The sequence below is a fragment of the Aquabacterium sp. A7-Y genome (assembly GCF_026153205.1).
Classification (GTDB): Bacteria; Pseudomonadota; Gammaproteobacteria; order Burkholderiales; family Burkholderiaceae_C; genus Caldimonas.
Genome location: NZ_JAPFBW010000017.1, coordinates 44900 through 65358, shown reverse-complemented (window position 1 = coordinate 65358; position 20459 = coordinate 44900). Strand labels below are relative to the sequence as shown.

Sequence of the window (20459 nt, the reverse complement as noted above, 5' to 3'; positions counted from 1 at the left end):
GCTGGTCGCGCAAACCGCAGCGGGTCTGTTTCGAGAGCAGAATTGGCTCATGGACTACCCAACACCACGGGCCGACATCAAGGCGCGCATCCGTGCTGCGCAGACCCGTGCGGTCTCGGCTGTCAACTCGGAGTTGTTGCGCCTGTACTGGGAAATCGGTCGCGTCCTGGATGATCGGTCCGAAAAGGAAGGCTGGGGCGCCGCCGTCATTCCTCGCTTGGCGCGCGACATCAAAAATGCCCTGCCCGAGCAGAAGGGGTTTTCCGAGCCCTTCAACGCCCTCCCAGAACTTCCTCATCGCCTTCATACGCTGCTTTTGTCAGGTAGTCACGTACACCGTTGTGGTGGCCAGCGAGGCATGCCCTAAGTTCTGTTGGGCCATGGCCCTAACTGACGTTCCAGACCACCTCAAGCTCCAGGCGCGTGGACCGGGCCAAGCCTTCCAGGTCGGGAAACAGGGACGCATGGGTCACATTCATGCGATAGAGCATGCTCAAACCCTCCTGCCTGAGGCCCGCCGACAGAACGATCTTCTTGATCAGGCTCCCGCCCGAGGGATAGCCCGCGAGGATCTCGTCGACCGTCTTGTCCAACACACTGGGGATCACAAAGGTCCCTGATTGGGCCACGAGCCGAAGATCCATCTGATTGGGTTCGCCCGCCCACACGAAGCTGTGATCTCCGGAGAAGAAATACTGGTCGAGATTGCCTTTGACCTTGGGATCCACGGTGCTGCGCACGAGACCGTTCTCCGAAATCGGCGCCAGCGTCCAGAGGCTGGGGGTGTCCACGGCGAACACCGCGCTGTCGCCGCTTGCCGCTTCGAGGGCGAAAAAGGCGGCGACGAAAGGGGACTTCGTGAAGTCAAGCAGCCGCGTCGGTCCGCCGTGATGCTGGATCATGGCCAGACATCTCAGCTCGTCATCCAAAGACCGTGCGTCACTGATGTAGTTGTGCGCCTTCCGGCGAAAAATCCTGATGGCTCGCTCTTCTCTGGAGCGCCAAAGGGAGGTGTCCGGCACGAAAGAAAGCAGGTGCCTCGACAGAGAGCTGTAGAGGGGCCACTCGGTGCGCTGCTGACCACGAAACGCCCATCCATCCAACTCGCGAACGATGTGCACGTAGTCATCCCACTTGTCGATGAAGATGGTTTCCATGGCGGGTGTGCTGAATTTCTTGAAGAGGTGTCGGCGGAGGCTGGGGTGCAGCGAATCAATGAACTTCCAATTCAGCACACCCAGACCGCAGGTTCATGGGCTGGCGCGCAAGGCGCGGTAGAGCATTGTGGTGCCTGCCACGACGAGCAACGATGAAAATGCCAGACGCAGCTTCTTTTCGGACAGGGCGTGCGCCAGTTTGACGCCATGCGGAACGCCGACGATGCCGCCGAGCGCCAGGACGGCCCCTTCAGTCCAATTGACCTCCGACGCGCTGCCATAGTAGAAGAGGCTGACGGCACAACCGGGGAAGGCCAGCGCCAGGCCCATCCCTTGCGCCTCGACCTGGCTGCGGCCGAAAAACATCACCAACAAGGGAACGGCCAGCATGGCGCCGCCGACGCCGAACAGTCCGAGTGCCACGCCTCCGACCAGCCCCGGCATCACGACCCAAAGGTCGCGCATCGGCTGTTCAAGCGCTGCCCGCTTCTGCACGACACCAAAAAAGAGCGCCAAGGCCACCAGAAAACAGCCGTACATCAGCTGCAGTTGGCTGTTGCTCAGCGACTTGAGGGCCCACGCCGCGGACAGTGCGGCGGACAGGAAGCCCGCGAGGGCGATGGTCGCGGAGGCCCGCACATCCACACTGCCTTTGCCGTAGTACTTCATCAAGGCAAAGACGACGTTGACGACCACCATCACGAGCGCGGTGCCCTGCGCCAGCTTCTGGTTGTAGCCGAGCAGGAGCACCAGGGCCGGAATGGCGAAGGTTCCGCCGCCGGTCCCCAGAAAGCCTCCCAGCCAACCCATCACCGCACCGAGCAGGGCCAAGACCGCAAGCGAAGACCCGACAGGCAAGGCATCCATCATCAGGCCAGCTCTCTGGTTTCCAGGGACACGGCCGGCGGCGGGATCACCGTGGGCTGCGTCAGCAGATCCTGGGAGAGCCAATCCACGTTGTAGTGACAACCTCGACTCTCCTTTCGCCGCCGGGCCGACTCGACGACCAGCTTCGACACGATGATCATCGATCTCAGCTCTTCGAGTCCGGAATCGGTCGAGATCATGTTCGAGGGTATCCCCGCTTCGGCTTCGATCCGGCAAAGGCGAACGCCGGCCTCGGCAAGGGACAGATCACTCCGTTCTATCCCTACCAGTTCCCACATCAATTGCCGGACCTGAAGTTTCGCCGCTTCGACCCGCTGCGCGGTCCCGGTCCGGGCCGCGCCGTCGTCGACGCCGACCTCGACAGCCTCGACAACGCGGGACGGGGTCTGCTGGATGCTGCTCGCTGCACTGAGCGCCGTGACCACACACTCGAGCAGTGAATTGGAGGCCAATCTGTTGGCGCCGTGCAAGCCCGTGCAAGCCGCCTCCCCGATGCAATACAGATGCGCGACATCGGTCTCACCGCTCGTCGAAGCCACCACGCCACCGCAGGTGTAGTGCGCCGCCGGTGTCACCGGGATGGGATCCTTGGTGATGTCGATGCCGCGTTCCAGGCAAACGCGATAGATGTTGGGAAAGTGCTCGACCACAAAACCGGCGGGCTTGTGGGCAATGCTCAGGAAGACCGCCGGCACATCGTGTTTTCGCATTTCGTTGAAGATGGCGCGCGCGACCACATCGCGAGGCGCCAGCTCCGCAGCCGGGTGGTAGGCGTCCATGAACCGGCTGCCGTCCGGCAGCAGCAGAAGGCCGCCTTCACCCCGGACCGCTTCGGTGATGAGAAACGGCGAACCCTGCGGGTAGTACATGCAGGTCGGATGGAACTGCATGAACTCCATGTTGGCAATGCGGCACCCGATGTCCCAGGCGAGGGCAATGCCGTCACCGGTGGAAGCTCCCGGCGCTGTCGCGTGCAGAAAGATCTGGCCGGCCCCTCCGGTCGCGAGCACCGTGTCACTTGCAATGATGCGTATGGGCTCCTTGTTGGCATCCAGTGCGATGGCGCCGGCGCAGCCCGTGGTGGAGCCTTGCCCGCGCAGCAGTTTGATGACGCGGTGATGGTCGAGCACGCGGAGGCGATCGTTCGCCTGTGCACAGGCTTCCAGGGTCTGGACGATGGCAGCACCGGTCGAGTCGTCTTTGTGAAGAATGCGTCGCTCGCTGTGACCGCCTTCGCGAGTCAGATGAAAGCCCGCACCATCTCGCGTGAAATCGACCCCTTGAGCCAGCAGCCATTCAATCGCATCCCGGCCTTGTTCAATGATGGTTCTCGAGGCCCTGACGTCGTTCAGATAGGCACCCGCGACTATCGTGTCCTGAATGTGTTTGTCATGGGTGTCCGTATCGGAATACACCGCGGAGATGCCGCCTTGCGCCCGCTGTGAGGCGGAAGCTCCCGCTGCGTCCTTGCGCACCAGCGTCACTCGGCGCGTCTTCGACAGTTCGAGCGCGACCGTCAGACCCGCCAATCCGCCCCCGACCACCAGAACATCTGCTTCAATTGTTTTCATACCATTCGACCGACGTTGAGAATAGGGTTCGGCAGTCCCCGGTGCAGAGACTGCCTGACTGCCTGAACCAGCTGGTTGAGAGCGTCGTGATCCGCCGACCATTTCCGCAGCACGAGTCTGCGATGGACGCACAACCCGGCGGTGGACGCCGGGATGCACGGAGCGGTCGAACATCGATGGAAGGGAGTCCTTGTCAAGACCGACGGTGCGCAGTGGGCCCTGCGCCGACTCCCAGGATGCGCCGGCACAGCGCACTTTCAGTGCACTGCCCAAAGGCAACATCGCTCATGATCCCTCACCTGGCTAGTTATGGCTTGTCGACCGGTAGTCGACAACTTGTATGCGAAGCAGTTTATGCGTGCCCTCGCATCTCTAACAATCTGTCGAAGTAAACAGGTACCAGGCTTGGGAAGGAAAAGGAACCGACCTTTCGGGTCGCCCTTTCATCAAGGGGTCATGCGAAGACCCTGAGGCAGCGGCCGACACCTCGGCACATTGCGGCCGGCGCGACCGGCCAGCCGCGTCACACTCAGCCCGCCGCCACGCGGTCCACCACCACGACCGGGTGGCCCAGAGAACAGCGCTCGACCCGGCCTTCCACGCCATAGGTGTGGCGCAGCACCGTCTCGTCGAACACCTCGCCGGGAGCGCCGCAGACCAGCAGGCGGCCGGCGGCCAGTACGGCGATGCGATCGCAGAAGCGCAGCGCCAGATTGAGGTCGTGCAGGGCCACCAGCGCGATGCCGCCGTGGTGCTGGACCTCCTCGCGCACCACCTGCAGCACCTTGATCTGCCAGCGCAGATCCAGTGCACTGGTCGGCTCGTCCAGCAGCAGGAGGCCGGGCTGGCGCACCAGCACCTGCGCCAGCCCCACCATCTGGCGTTGCCCGCCCGACAGCTCGTCGAGCCGGCGCAGCGCCAGCGGCCGCAGCTCCAGCCGCTCGACCACGGCTTCGATGCGGGCCTCCGCATGGGGGCGCCCCCAGCTCGGGCGGCCCGCGCGCACCGAGGCCAGCAGCGATTCGTAGACCACCAGCGGCGTCGGCTGCGGCAAGGCCTGCGGCAGGTAGCCGATGCGCTGCAGCCGCTCGGCGGGACGCAGCCGGGTGATGTCCTCGCCGTCGAGGCGCAGTGTGCCGCCGGCCCGGCAGAGGCCGGCGACACCGCGCATCAGCGTGGACTTGCCGGCGCCGTTCGGCCCGACCAGCGCCACCACGGAGGCCGGCGGCACCGGGCCCAGGGCCAGACCCTCGATCACTGCCCGGCCGCGGTAGCCGACACGCAGGTCCTGCAACACCAATCCGGCGTGCGCGGCAGCACGGGTATCGATCGCTGTCCCGTGACGGCTCATCGCCCCCTCCTGCGCGCCAGCACCAGCACCATGAACATCGGCACGCCGACCAGGGCCGTGACGATGCCGATCGGCAGCACCACCCCCGGGAGAATGGACTTGCTGAGGATGGAGGCCAGCGAGAGCATCAGCGCGCCGGCCAGTGCACTGGCCGGCAGGTAGACGCGGTGGTCCTCGCCAACCAGCAGCCGCGCGATGTGCGGGCCGACCAGCGCGACGAAACCGATGATGCCGACAAAGGCCAGCGCCGCGGCGCTCAGCGCGCTGACACGCAGCAGCGTGTGCAGCCGCAGCGACTCCACCGCGACGCCGAAGCTGCGGGCCTGCTCCTCGCCGGCGCGCAGCGCCGTCAGCGCCCAGGTGTGGCGCACCAGATCGACCGAGCAGACCGCCAGTACCCCCGCCACCAGCGCGATCTTGCTCCAGGTCGATGGACTCAGGCTGCCCATGGTCCAGAACACGATCTGCTGCAGCGCGTCGCTGTCGGCGATGAACTGCAGCAGCCACAGCAGCGCCTCGAAGGTGAACAGCAGCCCGATGCCGAACAGCAGCACGGTGTCGGCCGTGGCGCCGAAACGGCGTGACAGGGCCTGGATCAGCAGGGTCGCCCCCGCCGCGCAGGCGAAGGCGCCGCCGGGGATCGCGACGTTCTCGCCGAGCAGCGTGAAGGACCCGCCGAGCACGATGACCAGGGAGGCGCCGACTGCACCCGCTGTGGAGACGCCGAGGGTGAAGGGTTCGGCCAGCGGGTTGTCGAGCACGGTCTGCATCTGCGCTCCGGCCAGCCCCAGGCAGGCCCCGACCACCAGGGCCATCACGGCCGCCGGCGCCCTCACCTCCCACAGGATCACGCGCCGGGCCTCGGTCAGCGAGTCCGGGTTCCAGAGGCCGCCCAGCACCTCGGCCAGCGGGAAGGCCGACGGCCCGGTGGCCAGGTCGCCGGCCACCGACAGCAGCACCGCCAGCGCCAATCCGGCCAGCAGCAGCCAGCGCCGCCACACGAAACGCGCGTAACGCCGGGCCAGCGGCGTGGCTTCGAAGGCAAGGCCTTGCGCCATGCTGTTCATCGCAGGCTCACCCAGTACTGCCCGTCGAGCGGTACCGGCTGGAAGCGGCGGTACAGCGTCTCCAGCGTCGCGCGCGGGTCCAGCGTGGCAAAGGTCTGCGGGTGCAGCCACTGGGCAAACACCTGCAGCGCCGCGACGTTGAAGGGCGAGTTGTAGAAGTGGTGCCAGATCGCGTAAGCCCGGCCCGCCTGCACGGCCTGCAGCTGGGCAATGCCGCGGCGCTGCAAGGCGCGCCGCAGCGAGGCCCGGGCGGCCGGCTCGTCGACCCCGGCGCCGAGCGCCACGCGCATCGAACCCGCTTGCGCCGTCGCGGCGCCGCCGATGGCCGTGCCGATGTAGCACTGCGGCTGCGCCGACAGCAGGTACTCCAGACTCAGGGTGCCGTCCTCGCCCGGCACCCGGCCGCGTGCGATGTTGCGGCCGCCGGCGGCATCGAGCAGCTTGCCCATCAGCCCCACCATGGTGTCGCAGCAGCCTTCCCCCAGGCCGACCCGGTTCTCCAGGAAAACGGCAGGCGCTGGCGGCCGGCGGGTCTTGAGCACCTCGGTCACGCGAGCCGCTTCCTGCCGGTAGTAGCCGACGAATTCGGCCGCCTCGCGCGGCCGGCCCAGGGCCTGCCCCAGCAGGCTGACGCTGCGTGGCGTGTTGAGCAGCGGGTCCTGGCGCAGGTCGATGAAAAGGATGGCGCAACCGGCCGCCTGCAGCCGCGCGAGGGTCTCGCGGTCCTGCGGTGCCGGGCCATGGCCTTCTAGGCCGAACACCGCCAGCTGCGGCCGCAGCGCGATGGCCTGCTCCACGCTGAAGCTGCCGCCCGTCGCACGGCCCACCCGCGGCACCGCGTCGAGCCGCGGGAAGCGGCTGCGCCACTGCCCATAGCCGGGCGCATCGAGCCGCTCGAACTCGCCCATCATGCCGGCCAGCCGGGCCAGCGGGTCCTCGCGGTCGAGCAGCGCAAGCGTGGGCAGGAAACGCCCTTCGCCGAGCAGCACACGTTCGACGCGCGCCGGCACGGCGACCCGGCGCCCGGCCAGGTCGGTCAGCTCGACCTCGGCCGCCGCCCGCGAGGTACCGGGCAGGCCGAGGCAGGCCACCGAGGCGGCGGTGCCACGCAGCAGCAGATCACGACGCCGCATCTCAGGCTCCCAGGGTGGCGCCGCCGTCCACCCGCAAGTCGTGCATCGTGATGTGGCGCGCGCGCGAGCTGGCGAGGAAGGCCACCGCTTCGACGATGTCCTGCGGGTCCGCGATGCGGCCCAGCGGGATGCCCAGCCGCCAGCTGTCCAGCGTGCCGCGAATCACCTCCGCCTCACTCTCCGGACCGCGCCACAGCTGACGCTGCATCGGCGTATCGGTCGAGCCGGGCGAGACCATGTTGCAGCGGATCCCGTGCGGTGCCAGCTCCAGGGCCAGGCAGCGCATCATGTGCGCCGCCGCGGCCTTGGACGCGGCGTAAGCCGCCATGCCGACACGCGGCACGGCCGCCGCGTTGGAGCCGATCGCGACGATGGTGCCGCGCCGGCGCGGCCGCATGCGCCGCGCCACCGCGGCGCAGCTGCGCCACAAGCCCCCGGCATTGGTGTCCAGGGTCAGCTGCCAGTCGTCCTCGTTCATCTCCAGCGCGTCGCCGGTGCGCAGCACGCCGGCCGCGTGCACCAGGATGTCGATGGGCCCCAGCTGGGTCTCGGCGAGCTCCACCGCCCATTCCAGCACCGCCCCATCGCGCACGTCGGCCTGCAGCGGCAGGGTCGCCGCGCCGCCCACCGCCAGTGTCGCCGCAGCGTCGCGCACGGCACCCGAGCGGTCGAGCAGCGCCACCCGCGCGCCGCTGTCCGCGAAGTGCCTTGCGACGGCCGCGCCTATGCCCTGGGCGGCTCCCGTGACCAGGACCACCTGGTCGCCGAACTCGTTCATCTGCTTGTCCTCCAGCGGCCGCACCTCAGGCGACCTCGTCCATCAAGCGGTGGCGTTCCTCGTGGTAGGCCTCCTCGGTGTGGCGATCCTTCCAGTAGGGCACCGCGTACATGTCGCCGCGCGCGACACCGCGCTCGACCAGCAGGTGGTCGCGGATCGCGACCACCTGGGTGCTCTCGCCGGCCAGCGACACCGACAGGCGTCCGTGCAGCCAGGGCAGCCGCTGCACCGCGTGCAGCAGCAGGCGGCTGTCGCCCGCCGGCGCACCTTCGCGCGACAGCCAGCGCAACTCCAGGCTGCCGGGCACCGCGAGCGGGCGGATCTCGTGGCGGTTGGGCACTTCGAGCAAGGCATAACCGCGCGCCGTGGGCGGCAGCGCATCGAGTACGCTCTGCACCATCGCGAGCGAACTGGGGTCGCCGATCACGAGGTGCCAGTCAGCCCCGGGGCAGAAGCGCGCCGGGCCGCCCGGCCCGGCGAGGCCGATCGCGTCGCCCGAACGGGCCCGCGCGGCCCAGCGCGACGCCACGCCTTCATCGCCGTGCAGCACGAAGTCGACGTCCAGCTCGCCGGCGGCGGCATCGTAGCGGGCCACGGTGTAGGTGCGCAGGATGGGCTTGAGAGGCGCCGGCGGCCACACCGGGCCGTCAGGACCGAGCGTGGGCAGGACCGGCTCGGCCTGCCCCTGGCGCGGGAACATCAGCTTGATGTGGGCGCCCGCGCTGTCCTCGGGAAAACCGGCGAGCGCCGGCCCGGCGAGCGTCACACGCTGCATCTCGGGGGTCACGCGCTCGCTGCGGCGCACGCGCAGCAGACGCGGCGGCGTGCGGCCTGGGGCGGGAGGGGTCATGGTCAGCGTTACTCCTGGGTCTCGGGGTCGTGTCTGGCGTCCGCGCTGCGCCGCCCCCGCACTGTCACGTTCAGCCGGTGGGCGAGCACGGCAGCGATGTGGGCCAGCGGCGCGGGCGCCGTCATCTGCACATGGGTGCTGTCGATCGGCACCACCTGGGTGCTGCCGGTGAGGTAAGGGTTCCAGCTCCGCGGGGTGTGCGGCGTGGGCCCTGCCTGCAGGGCCTGGAAAAACAACACGTCGCCGACGAAGCGCGGTGTGCGGGCGACGCGGAACTGCCGCATCGTGTTCAAGGTCACGGCGCTCAAGCGGTCGAGGTCGGCCTCGCTCAAGTGTGCCAGGGGGCTGCCGGGCCGGCGCAGCAACGCGAAGACCGGCTCGCGCTGCAGGCCACCGGCCGGCAGCGCATCACCGGTGATGTCGAGCAGGGCTTCCAGCGCCTGGGCCAGCTGCGGGGCGGGCCGCTCGCCCCAGGCTTCGGGCGGATAGCTGTCGATCAGCGCGAGCAGTTCGACCGTCTGGCCCGCCGTCTGCAGCCGGCAGGCCAGCGCGTGCGCCAGCACACCGCCGGAGGACCAGCCCAGCAGCCGATAGGGCCCGTGGGGCTGCAGGTCCCGGATGTGCGCGGCGTAGGCATCCAGCATCTGGTCCCACTCGGGCAGCCCCGCCTCGCTGAGCCCGCTGGCCTGCAGACCGACGATGGGCAGGTCGCCGAGGTGACGGCTCAGCCCCAGGTAACACCAGGCCAGCCCCTCGGCCGGGGGCAGGCAGAACAGGATGGGCCGCGTGTCGCCGGCACGCCGCGGCTGGATGGTGAAGACCGGTGCCAGCGCGTCGGCCCCACGGCGCACGGGAGGGGGAGCCGTGTCGTCCAGCACCGCCAGCGCCTGCGCCAGCGCCGCGGCCGTCGGGTGCTTGAACAACAGCGACACCGGCACCTCGTGTCCAAGCCGGGCCATCAGCCGCGCTGCGACCTGGATGGCCTGCAGCGAACGCCCGCCCAGCGCAAAGAAGTCGGCCTCGCCCGACAAGCCCGGCAGGCCCAGCACCTCCTGCCACACGGCCAGCACCGCCTGCTCGCGCGGCGAGGCCTCGACAGGCGACAGCGGCTGCGGCAAGGCGAGCAGGCGTTCGCGCAAGGCGCGCCGGTCGATCTTGCCGTTGGCATTGCGCGGCAGGCGCTCGACCCGCTCGAAGGCGGTCGGCACCGCCGGTGCTGGCAGGCGCTGCAGCAGTTGGCTGCGCAGGCTGCCCAGCTCGGACAGCGGCAGGTCGCCGACCACGAAGGCGGCCAGTCGCTTGACGCCCTGCCCCAGCGACTGACCGACGACGGCCGCTTCGCGCACCCCGGCCACACCGAGCAGGGCCGTCTCGACCTCGGCCGGGTCGATGCGCAGCCCGCTGAGCTTGAACTCGTCATCCAGCCGGCCCAGGTAGTGCAGCTGGCCCTCGGGCCCGAGTCGCACCCGGTCGCCGGTGCGATAGGCGCGCCGCGGGCCGGCCCCGGTGTCCAGCTCGACAAACCGCGCCGTCGTCGCTTCGGGCTGGCCCAGATAACCGTCGGCCAGGCCGGCACCCAGCACACACAGCTCGCCGTCGCTGCCTGGCGGCAGGGGCTCCAGGCGTTCATCGACCACCGCGACCTCGACGCCGGGCAGCGGCCGGCCGATGGTCACCGGCGCGTTGGCATCGGCCGGAGCCTGCGGGCCGGCCAGCACGGCGGTGGTGCAGATCACGGTGGTTTCGGTGGGGCCGTAGGTGTTGAGCAGCGTGACGCCGGGGCCCACCCTGGCGCGCCAGCGCGCCACCCGCTCCGGCAGGGCCGCCTCACCGCCGATGATGACCAGCCGCAGGCTGGCCGGCAGCCCGAGCGCAGCGGCATCCACGGCATAGGCCAGCTCATGCCAGTAGGCGGTCGGCAGGTCCAGCACCGTGACGCCGTGTCGGGCGCAGCCCGCCAGCAGGGCCGGCACCGATTCGAGCATGGCCTCGCTGCGCACCACCAGCGTCGCACCGACGCTCAAGGTTCCGAAGATCTCCTCGACGCTGGCATCGAAATGCAGCGGCGCGAACTGCAGCACGCGGTCGGCCGGGCTCAGCCCGTAGACCCGCGTCGCGCCGGCAACGAAATGCGCGAGCGCCCGGTGGCCGACCACCACGCCGCGCGGCCGCCCGGTGGTGCCCGAGGTGTAGAGCACATAGGCCGGCGCGTCGACGACGGCGCGGCAGGTTTCGGCGGCCTCGCGGGGGGAGCGATCGCCCTCGACCCGCAGCACCGGCAGCCGCCCATGCAGCAACGCGGCGGTCGAGGTGTCGCACACCGCCAGCACGGGCCGCGCATCGTCCAGCATCGCTTGCAGTCGCACCGGCGGGCCCTCGGGGTCGAGCGGCAGGTAGGCCGCGCCGGCCCACCAGGCCGCCAGCATCGCGGTCACCGCCGCGGCGCCGCGCGGCAGCGCGATCGCAACACGGTCGGCGGGCCGCACGCCGGCGGCGCGCAGGCGTGCCGCCAGGCCTTGCACCGCGGCCAGCAGGTCGCCATAGGACCAGGCCTCACCCTCGTGCTCGATCGCGGTACGCGCCGGATGCCGCCGCGCCTGTTCCGCGAAAGCTTCGAACACCGGCACGCCGGGCGCGCGCAGCGGCCCGCCGTCCAGCACGCTGCGGGCCGGGCGCAGACCGCGCGCGACACCTTCCAGTGTTTCCTGGAGTGGCAGCGCCGGGCGCTCCGTCAGCGCAGCCAGCGCCTGCAGATAGCTGTCGCGCAAGGTGTCGAGCGCGGCAGCGTCGTAGGCGTTCGGATTGGCTTCGAACTCGATCTGCAGCGCCCCGTCGGCGCCAGGTATCAAGCCGACCGACAGGTCTTCCACCGGCCCCGCGGCGAGCCGGTGCACACGGGCCTGCAGCGCGCCGAAGCGTGCGGGGCGGTCAAACGGCATCAGGTTGACGACCGGGCCGAACAGCCGCTCGCCGCGACCCAGGCCGAGGTCCTCGCGCAGCCGCTCGTGGCGGTAGCGCTGGTGCACCCGGGCCGCCTGCCATTCGGCCGTGGTCTGCTTCAGCAACTCGGCGAAGCTCTGCCGCCCGTCGACCGCGAGGGGCAGCGGCACGATGTTCATCGCCATGCAGGGCACCGACAGCGCCGCCGAGCCGAGCCGCCCCATCACGGGCACGCCGAGCACCGGCCGTGCCTCGCCGCTGACCCGCTGCCACCAGGCCGCGGTCGCAGCCAGCAAGCAGGTGCTCCAGTCGGCACGCTGCGCCTCGGCCAGGCGCCGCAAGGCGCCGAAGCGATGCGCGTCCAGGCCGGCCTCGGCACGGCGCGCTCCGTGCCCGAGCGGGGTCGCTGCGGGCCGTGCAGCCCCCCTGAGCTTGTCCAGCCAGAAGTCGCGGGCGCGCAAGGAGGCGGCGCTGTCGACCTCGGCCCGGTCTTCGTCCACCACGTCGGCGAAGCGGCGCGCCGCCGGCGGGCGTCCGGCAGTGGCGGTTTGCGGCGCCGCATATCGCTCGGCCACACGCCGGGCCAGCAAGGCATGGCCGTATCCGTCCAGCGCGATGTGGTGCACCGAGAGCACCCACAGATGGCGTTCCGCCGCGAGGCGCAGCAGGGCCGTCTCGAACAGCGGGCCACAGGCCAGGTCGATGGGCCGACGCTGGCGCTCGGCGATCCACCGGCGCGCGGCGCCCCACGCGTCGGGCTGGTCGGCAAGATCGACGAGCGGCGGGACGGTGGGCTGACCCGCCGCCGGCGTCTGCCACACCTGCAGCCGCTCGCCGTCGCTCTCGCCGTGGAAGCGCATCTGCAGGGCCTCGGTTTCGGCCAGCACGGCGCCGGCCGCCGCCTGCAAGGCCTCGACATCCAGCCGACCGAGCAACTCGACCGCCTCGGTGGTGCGATAGGCCGGGTTGGACGGGTCGATCTGCTGGCCGAGCCAGAGGCCCAGCTGGGCCTGGGTCAGGGGCAGGCGCATCTCAAACGCGGCCTTCTGCCTGCAGGCGCTCGGCCCATTGCAGCAGCGTCGGTGCTTCGGCCAGCTCGACGAAACCGACGCTGTGCCCGGCAGCGCGGAAGCGCTCGACCAGCGTCATCAGGCGAATCGAGTCCATCCCCTGCTCCAGCAGCGAGACGGCCGGGTCCACCTCCTCGGGCGCGCTGCCCAGCACCTCGGCGACCTGGTGCCTCAGCACCTCGACCGACACCGATGCCGCGCCGGCATTTTGGGGGGTGCGAGGCGCCAGCACCTCCACCACCTCGCGCACCGTGCAGACCACGCCGCAGCGCTGCGCCACGTAGTCGAGCGCCATCGCATGGCGTTCGGCGTTGAAGTCCGCGACCGCATCGGCCACCATGAAACTCTGGATGTCGTTCATGAAGGCGTCGGCGGCACTGATCATGCAGCCGATGTGGGCATAGACGCCGCAGATCACCAGCTGGTCGCGCCCCATCTGGCGCATGCGCTGCAGCAGGTCGGTGCGGGCGAAGGCGCTGTAGCGCCACTTGACGAGCACGATGTCCTGCTCGCGCGGCGCCAACGAGGCGACGATGGGATGGCGGTGCGGCTTCGCGGTGAGCCCCGGGCCCCAGAAGCTTTGCAGCAGGCCCCGGTCCTTGGGCGACTGCTCGAAAGGCTGGGCGGTGTAGACCACCGGCACGCCGGCCGCGTCGGCGGCGTCGCGCAGCCGACGCGCGTTGGCGAGCAGCGTCGGGATAGGCTCCTCGCGCGGGCCGTAGAAGTCGAGGAAGTACTCCTGCAGGTCGTGGATCAGCAGCACCGCCCGCGCGGGATCGGGGATCCAGTCGACGCGGTTGCGCGGCAGGCTGTCGTCCGCAGGAAGAGAGTAGGCAGCGATGGTCGGGATGCTCATAAGCTCAGGTCCAAGGGGGTGGGCAGGTCGCGCGCGGGCACCGCATCGGCGCCGGCCGCGGCGGGGGCGGCGCCGAGGCGCTGGGCGATGCGCTCACGCAAGGCGCGCTTGTTGACCTTGCCGACAGCGGTGTGCGGGAAGCGCTCGACGAACTCGTAGCGATCCGGCAGCTTGTAGGCCGCCAGCCCGCGAGCGCGCAGGAAATCCCCCAGCGCGCTCGCCTTCAGAGTGCTGTCGCGCGTGATCACGAAAGCGCAGCTGCGTTCGCCGAGGTAGGGGTCGGGCATCGCGACGAGTGCCGCGTCGAAGACCGCCGGATGGGCCAGCAGGTGGTTCTCGACCTCTTCGGCCGCCACCTTCTCGCCGCCGCGGTTGATCTGGTCCTTGACCCGGCCCTCGACCACCAGGTGGCCGCTCGGCAGCCGGCGCACCAGGTCACCGGTGCGGTAGTAGCCGTCGCTCGTGAAGGCCCGCGCGTTGTGCTCGTCGGCCTGGTAGTAGCCCCGGATGGTGTAGGGCCCGCGCGTCAGCAGCTGACCGACCTCGCCGGGCGCCACCTCACGGTCCTCCTCGTCGACGACGAGGATCTCGTCGAGCGGCGAAATGGGCCGGCCCTGGCTACCCAGCACCAGCTCGGGCGGATCTTCGTCGCGGGTGTAATTCACCAGGCCCTCGGCCATGCCGAAGACCTGTTGCAGCCGGCAGCCCAGCTCCGGCTGCACACGCCGCGCGACCTCGTCGCCGCACTTGGCGCCGCCGATCTGCAGCATCCGCAGGCTGGCGAGCGCAGGGCGCCGGCTGCGCGCCGCCTCCAGCCAGACCAGGGCCAGCGGCGGCACCAGCGCCGTCAAGGTCACCCGGTGCTCGGCGATGAGCGCAAAGGCGACGTCTGGCGCCGGCTTCGGGCACATCACCACCTGGCCGCCCGCATACAGGGTGCCGAGGGTGCCCGGCGAGCTCATCGGAAAGTTGTGGGCCGCCGGCAAGGCGCAGAGGTAGACCGTCCCGGCATCCAGGCCGCAGATCTCGGCGCTGGCGCGCACGCTGTAGAGGTAATCGTCGTGCGTGCGCGGGATCAGCTTGGGCAGCCCGGTGCTGCCGCCCGAGAGTTGCAGGAAGGCCACCTGGTCGGCCTGCGGCTCGGGCGGCAAGGCGACAGCCGGCCCTTCGTACAAGCTCTCGAAAGGGACGAACTCGGCCGCCTCGCCCAGCACCACCACATGCTGCAAGGACGGCGACTCGGCCTGCACCTGGCGGGCCAGCTCGCGATGGTCGAAGCCGCCGTCGAGGTCGGCGATGACATAGGCCTTGGCGCCGGTGTGCCGGCAGAAGTGGCCGATCTCGGCGCGCCGGTGCGCCGGCTGGGCGAACACCGGCCAGGCGCCGAGGCGGAACAGGGCAAAACAGACGGCGAGGAACTCGGCCACGTTGGGCAGTTGCAGCACGACCGCGTCGCCCGCGACGATGCCGAGCCGCGCGAAGCCGGCGGCCAGCCGTTCGGCGCGCTCGCCGAGCCGGGCATACGACCAGCGCCGCGTGCCGCAGACGACGGCGGTGCGGTCCGGGTGCCGCTGTACACGTTCCCGCAACATGGCCGTGAAGCTCTCGCCCGTCCAGCACCCCGCCTCACGGTAACGCCGCGCGTCGTGCTCGGGCCAGGGCGTGAAGTCGGCTGGTGCCCGGCGCGGTACCGGACTCATAGGGCAGCCTCCCGCAGCGGCAGCGGCGCCAAGGCGTTCAGCAGGGTGCGCATCTTCGCGTCGGTCTCCTGCAGCTCGTGCTCGGGCACCGAACCGGTCACGATGCCGGCACCCGCGTAGAGGGTCGCGGTGTCACCCTGCAGCTCGGCGCAGCGCAAGGCGATGGCCCACTCGCCGTCGCCCCAGGCATCGCACCAGCCCACCATGCCGGTGAAGAAACCGCGGTCGAACCCCTCGTGGCGCTCAATGAAGTCGCGCGCCGCGTTCAAGGGGTGGCCGCAGACGGCGGGCGTGGGGTGCAGCTTCAGCGCCAGCGCCAACGAGCTGAGCTGGGTATCGGCCAGCTCGCCGGTGATGCGAGTGGACAGGTGCCACATCGTCGGCGTCGCGATGACCGAGGGTGCGCGTGGCACATGCAGCCGCCGGCACAGCGGCCGCAGCGCCTCCGCGACGACCTCGGCCACCACCGCATGCTCGCGCAAGTCCTTCTCGGAGTGCAGCAGGCCTTCGGCGCGGCGCCGGTCCTCGGCCGGGTCGACGCTGCGCGGGATGGAGCCGGCCAGCGGGTTGGTGCTGAGCCAGCGCCCCACACGCGAGAGCAGCAGCTCGGGGCTGGCGCCGACCAGCGTGCGCGGCGGCTCGAGCGACCCGGCCGGCAGGTCCAGCGCGAAGGTGTAGCCGTGGGCATTGCGCTCGGCCAGCCGGCGCAGCAGCGAGGGCATGTCCGGACGCGCGCGCACCGACACCGAGCGCGACAGCACGACCTTCTGCAGCTCGCCCTGGGCCATCGCGTCCAGCGCCCGGGTGACGTTCGTGGTGTAGCTGCGGGCAGGCGGCTGCTGGGACAGCACCGCCAGTTCGGCCGCCGCCTGCGACAGCGGGCCCGCCGGGACCAGCGCGGACGGGCTGGCCCCCGCGCCGAGCAGGCAGCTGCCGGGCATGAACAGGTGGGCCGGCCGGTCGAGGCGGTAAGGCACCGCGCCGATGACCATGGGCCGCACGACTCCCTCTGCCTGGGCCCCCTGCAGCAGCGACTGCACGCGAGCCGGCAGGGCCTCGGCCTCGCAGTGCGGCAGGGCGGCGCGCATGCCATGGGCCAGCACGCTCTGTCGCGGGGAAACGAACAGACTGCACCTCTCGCGCCAACGCGCGATCAGGTCCAGCGGCCGCAACTCCAGCGGCGCCGGATCGCTCGGCAGAGCGGTCATCGGGACTCCTTTGTCTTGAAAACGAGGTTCGATGAGCTTCACCGGCTGGGTCGGGGCACACAGGCTCCGGGGCGTGGCTGGGCCCGCTGGACAAAGCGGGCGGGAAGCGGCTGGTTCAGGCCAAGGCCAGCGCTCGCATCGCGACACCGCAGCGCCGGCTCAGGCCATGACGCCGAAGATCTTAATGAGATTCATTCCTATCTTCGCAAAGACCATGAAACGCAAATGATATTGACTCGCATTCTCATTCTTGCTGCAGAATCGCCCCGCCCGGCGCTCCACCACCGCTCGCCGGCCCCCCGAGGGAGACAGGAGCCGACCCTTTTCTGCTTGTGCTGCGTCGCGCCTCCTGCGCAATCGATACCGACACCTTTCAGGAGAGACCTTCGTGACCCGAGTCCCTAACCGGCGCCTCGCGCTTGAGCCGCTGGCTGCCCTGACTTTGAGCGCCCTGGCCTGCTGGCCGGCAGCCCAGGCCCAGACGCAGGCCCAGCCCCCCTCCACCTCGGTCACGTCCGGTGGCGAGACGTCTCCCGGCATCGGCCTGGGCCAGGTGGTCGTCACTGGGCAGCGTGGCGCCGCGCCCTCGACCGTGGTCGACGCCCAGCGCATCGAGGTGCAGCAGGCCTCCGGAGTCCAGGAGCTGTTCAAGCTGATGCCCGAGCTGGCTGTCGGCGGCGGACCGCCGGTGGCGCAGAAGGTTTATGTTCGCGGCCTCAATGAGCGCATGCTGAACGTCACCATCGACGGCGCCACCCAGCCCGAGGCGGCCTACCACCATGCGGGTCAGCTCATGATCGAGCCCGAGCTGCTCAAGCGCGCCGAGGTCGAGGCGGGCACGGCGACTGCAACGGCCGGCCCGGGCGCCCTGGGAGGGGCGCTGCGCTTCACGACAAAAAGCGCGGAGGACCTGTTGCGCCCCGGCGAGCGGGTCGGCGCCTTGCTGAAGGCGGGCTACCAGAGCGTCAACGAAGGCACCCGGCTGTCGGCCACGGTCTTCGGCCGGCCCAGCGAGCAAACCGACCTGCTGTTCAGCGTGAGCGACCGCGACACCGACAGCTACGAGGACGGCCACGGCGACACCGTGCCGAACAGCTCGATCGAGGCGCGCAACGTCTTCCTGAAGTTCGGCGTGCGCGCCGACGGGGGCCACCGCTTCAGCGTCTCGCACGAAAACCAGCACGACGAAGGCCTGCGCAACCTGCGCACGAACATGCTGGAGACGGCGTTCAACCCGCGGCAGCGACAACGTACCGAGCGCCGCTCCACCGTGGCCAGCTACGACTGGCACCCGGGCGATCCGCTGGTGAGGCTCAACGCCACCGCCTACGTCAACGACAACAGCGTGCGCCTGGCGGAGGACCAGCCGACGCGCGAGAAGCTCGGCATCCGCACCGCCGGCCTCAACGTCGGCAACACCTCCATCGTGGCCGATCACCGCCTCGCCTACGGCCTCAACTTCCGCCGCGACACCGGCTACGTGGAGGGCACGGCGCACGACTTCGACGATGAGGACGCCCAGGTCGCAGGCCTCTACGTGCAGGACGACTACGCCTTCGCCGAGCGCTGGAGCCTGGGCCTCGGCGCGCGCTACGACCGCTACCGCTATACCGACGACGCGGGCCGGCGCTACCGCTCCAGCGGCCTGTCGCCCAATGCCAGCCTGTCGTTCTCGCCCGTCGAGGCGTGGACCTTGCAGCTCAGCCATGCCCGCGCGCTGCGGGGCGTCGGCGTCATCGAGCCATATCTGCGGCCGTTCCAGGAAAACGCGGCCGACATCGACCCTGAGAAGGCCCGCAACACCGAGCTGAGCCTGCGTTGGCAGCAAGGCTCCTGGCATGCCGCGGCCTCGGTGTTCCGCCAGCGCATCGACGATGTCATCGGCTATGACGAGACGCGCGCCAACCTGGGGACCGTGCGCTCGCGCGGCTACAGCGGCAGCGTGGGCTACCGCGTCGCGGCCTGGTCGGCGAGCCTGGGTGTCGCCGAGGCGCGTCCCGAGCTCAACGGCGAGCCGGTCTACGACAGCGACGCGCTGCTGCTCGGCACGACCACCGGCCGCACCTGGGTCGCCCAGCTCGACTACGCCCTGCCGCAGTGGAAGCTGAACCTGGGTTGGACCGCGCGGGCCGTCGAGCGCCTGAAGCGCGTCCCACCGGGCGGCCGGGAGAAGCCCGGCTATCACACGCACGACCTGTACGCGCAGTGGCAACCGACCGGCAAGGACGACTGGACCCTCACTTTGACGGTGGCCAATGTGTTCGATCGCTTCTATTACGACCACGCGACCTTCGGCTACCACCCACGTTGGGGCAGCAACGCCGGCCTGCCGGAGCCGGGCCGGGACGTGCGGCTGGCCCTGTCGTGGCGGCTGTGAGGCGGCCGCCCGAAGGGGCTCGCACCGCAGTGCGAAGCACGGAGGTTCACCAATGAGCACCGCTCCGAGGTCGCTGCGCGCGCTGCCGGTGCTGGTCGCGGGCCTGCAGTTCGTCTACCTGCTCGACTGTCTCGCGGTGCTGCCGCTGACGCCCGACCTGGTTCGGGCGCTCGGGCTGCCCGCCGACCGGATGCCGTGGCTCGCGGCGGCCTATTCAGCCGCCGCCGTGGTGGCCGGGGCACTGGGCGCGCGCTGGCTGGACCGCTGGCCGCGCCGCACCGTTCTGCTGATCGCGCTGGCCGCCTTTGCCGCCGCGACGGCGGCCACCGCGGCCTGCTCGACGATGCCCCAGTTGTTGCTGACCCGTGCCGCCGCCGGGCTGGCCGGCGGCCCGATGATCGCGATCGCGATGGCCTTGGTGGCCGACAGCGTGCCGCCGGCGCAACGGGGTCGCGCGATGGGACGCATCATGCTCGGCTTGCCGATGGCCGCGATCGCCGGCGTGCCGCTGGCCCTCGAAGCGGCGCGCCACCTGGGCTGGCAGGCGCCCTTCCTGATGGTCGCCGGCCTGGCCGCCCTGCTCCTCGCCGGCGCCTGGGCCTGCCTGCCGCGCGAGGCAAGGCAGCGAGCCGACCGCGACGAAACGGCGCCACATGCCGGCCTGCGCAGCCTGCTCGCGCAGGCTGCCGTGCGGCGGGCGCTGGCCCTTCAGGCCGGCGCGCAGTTCTGCGCCTTCCTGCTCATCCCGAACTTCTCGACCTTTTTCGTGCTGAATCTCGGCGTGCCGCGCGAGGACCTGGGCCTGCTCTACTTTGCCGGCGGCCTGGCGGCCCTGGTCGCGATGCGTGCCAGCGGCCGACTCACCGACAGCCGCGGGGCCTTGCTGCCGCTGGGCCTCGCAACAGTCGCGATCACGCTGGGCTGCTTGCCGCTGCTTGGCTGGCAGGTCGGCCCGCCGGCGCTGATGTTCGTGCTGTTCATGGCCGGCAACGCCGCCCGCAATGTCGCCCTGTCGGCCACCGCCAGCCAGGCGCCCGCGCCTCACCAGCGGGGTCGCTACATGGCCCTGCAAGGCCTGCTGCAAGACACGGCCATCACCGCCGCCACCCTGCTCTCGGGGCTGCTGCTCGACAGCGCCGCGGACGGCCGCCTGATCGGCATGCCGACCGTGGCCGCGTTGTCCATCACCACCGCGGTGGGCCTGGCGCCGCTGTTGGTCGCCTTGCGGCGTGAGCTGAGCTCGACCGACCCGGCCCGCGCGGCGGAAGCGCCGGGGAACCCCGCCCGCCAGGCCTGAGGTGCCCAACGGCCGTCCACCGGGCGGGCACGGTACGTGCAGGATTTCTCACAACCGACACCTGTCGGCGGCGCCCCATGGGCCGCGGGTCAGGGCTGCCTTATCATGTAACCAAACATGTAGTTGTGCCCGCACACCAAGTGAAAGCTTGGGTCGCAAAGCCTCCGGCCTAAAGCGCGTTGCGCCAGGGTAGCGGGGCTGCCGGCTGGAGACCGT

Annotated in this window: 15 protein-coding genes and 1 riboswitch; of the genes, 3 read left to right on the top strand and 12 right to left on the bottom strand. The window is 70.3% G+C overall.

Annotated features, from left to right (window positions below; genetic code table 11):
- The first annotated feature begins 49 nt into the window (after window positions 1-49).
- Window positions 50-367, top strand: coding sequence for a DUF1016 N-terminal domain-containing protein (locus OOT46_RS16535; protein ID WP_265404725.1), 318 nt, complete (start codon window positions 50-52; stop codon window positions 365-367).
- Between the two features lie 19 nt (window positions 368-386).
- On the opposite strand, the gene OOT46_RS16530 is transcribed toward OOT46_RS16535, so the two are convergent.
- From OOT46_RS16530 to OOT46_RS16475, 12 genes are all read right to left on the bottom strand, one after another.
- Window positions 387-1157 carry an FRG domain-containing protein gene (locus OOT46_RS16530; RefSeq protein WP_265404724.1) on the bottom strand — a complete coding sequence of 257 codons (771 nt, stop codon included), beginning with the start codon at window positions 1155-1157 and terminating at the stop codon, window positions 387-389.
- Window positions 1158-1250: 93 nt separating this feature from the next.
- Window positions 1251-2027, bottom strand: a complete 777-nt coding sequence (locus OOT46_RS16525) for a sulfite exporter TauE/SafE family protein (RefSeq protein WP_265404723.1) — start codon at window positions 2025-2027, stop codon at window positions 1251-1253.
- Window positions 2027-3616 (bottom strand): L-aspartate oxidase, encoded by a 1590-nt coding sequence (gene nadB / locus OOT46_RS16520; RefSeq protein ID WP_265404722.1) that lies wholly within the window; start codon window positions 3614-3616, stop codon window positions 2027-2029. Before nadB ends, OOT46_RS16525 begins: the two co-directional genes overlap by 1 nt.
- Window positions 3617-4145: 529 nt before the next feature.
- Window positions 4146-4967, bottom strand: a complete 822-nt coding sequence (locus OOT46_RS16515; protein ID WP_265404721.1) for an ABC transporter ATP-binding protein — start codon at window positions 4965-4967, stop codon at window positions 4146-4148.
- Window positions 4964-6025: a FecCD family ABC transporter permease gene (locus OOT46_RS16510; RefSeq protein ID WP_265404720.1), complete on the bottom strand. Its 1062-nt coding sequence runs from the start codon at window positions 6023-6025 to the stop codon at window positions 4964-4966. Before OOT46_RS16510 ends, OOT46_RS16515 begins: the two co-directional genes overlap by 4 nt.
- A gap of 5 nt (window positions 6026-6030) precedes the next feature.
- Window positions 6031-7167 (bottom strand): ABC transporter substrate-binding protein, encoded by a 1137-nt coding sequence (locus OOT46_RS16505; protein ID WP_265404719.1) that lies wholly within the window; start codon window positions 7165-7167, stop codon window positions 6031-6033.
- A 1-nt stretch (window position 7168) separates the two neighbouring features.
- Window positions 7169-7945, bottom strand: a complete 777-nt coding sequence (locus OOT46_RS16500) for a 2,3-dihydro-2,3-dihydroxybenzoate dehydrogenase (protein ID WP_265404718.1) — start codon at window positions 7943-7945, stop codon at window positions 7169-7171.
- 25 nt (window positions 7946-7970) lie between these two features.
- A complete protein-coding gene (locus tag OOT46_RS16495) occupies window positions 7971-8795 on the bottom strand; it encodes a siderophore-interacting protein (RefSeq protein ID WP_265404717.1) in 825 nt (274 codons plus the stop codon).
- Window positions 8796-8803: 8 nt separating this feature from the next.
- Complete coding sequence (locus OOT46_RS16490; protein ID WP_265404716.1) at window positions 8804-12766, bottom strand: amino acid adenylation domain-containing protein; 3963 nt, start codon at window positions 12764-12766, stop codon at window positions 8804-8806.
- 1 nt (window position 12767) lies between these two features.
- Window positions 12768-13661, bottom strand: coding sequence for an isochorismatase family protein (locus OOT46_RS16485; protein ID WP_265404715.1), 894 nt, complete (start codon window positions 13659-13661; stop codon window positions 12768-12770).
- Window positions 13658-15361 carry a (2,3-dihydroxybenzoyl)adenylate synthase gene (locus OOT46_RS16480; protein WP_265404714.1) on the bottom strand — a complete coding sequence of 568 codons (1704 nt, stop codon included), beginning with the start codon at window positions 15359-15361 and terminating at the stop codon, window positions 13658-13660. Before OOT46_RS16480 ends, OOT46_RS16485 begins: the two co-directional genes overlap by 4 nt.
- Window positions 15358-16569, bottom strand: coding sequence for an isochorismate synthase (locus tag OOT46_RS16475; RefSeq protein WP_265404713.1), 1212 nt, complete (start codon window positions 16567-16569; stop codon window positions 15358-15360). The genes OOT46_RS16480 and OOT46_RS16475 overlap by 4 nt, the downstream gene beginning before the upstream one ends.
- 388 nt (window positions 16570-16957) lie before the next feature.
- Here OOT46_RS16475 and OOT46_RS16470 point away from each other — a divergent pair, with 388 nt between their 5' ends.
- Window positions 16958-18946 carry a TonB-dependent receptor domain-containing protein gene (locus OOT46_RS16470; RefSeq protein WP_265404712.1) on the top strand — a complete coding sequence of 663 codons (1989 nt, stop codon included), beginning with the start codon at window positions 16958-16960 and terminating at the stop codon, window positions 18944-18946.
- 52 nt (window positions 18947-18998) lie between these two features.
- Window positions 18999-20243 (top strand): MFS transporter, encoded by a 1245-nt coding sequence (locus OOT46_RS16465; protein ID WP_265404711.1) that lies wholly within the window; start codon window positions 18999-19001, stop codon window positions 20241-20243.
- A gap of 120 nt (window positions 20244-20363) precedes the next feature.
- Window positions 20364-20449: riboswitch (cyclic di-GMP riboswitch) on the top strand.
- Window positions 20450-20459: the final 10 nt, after the last annotated feature.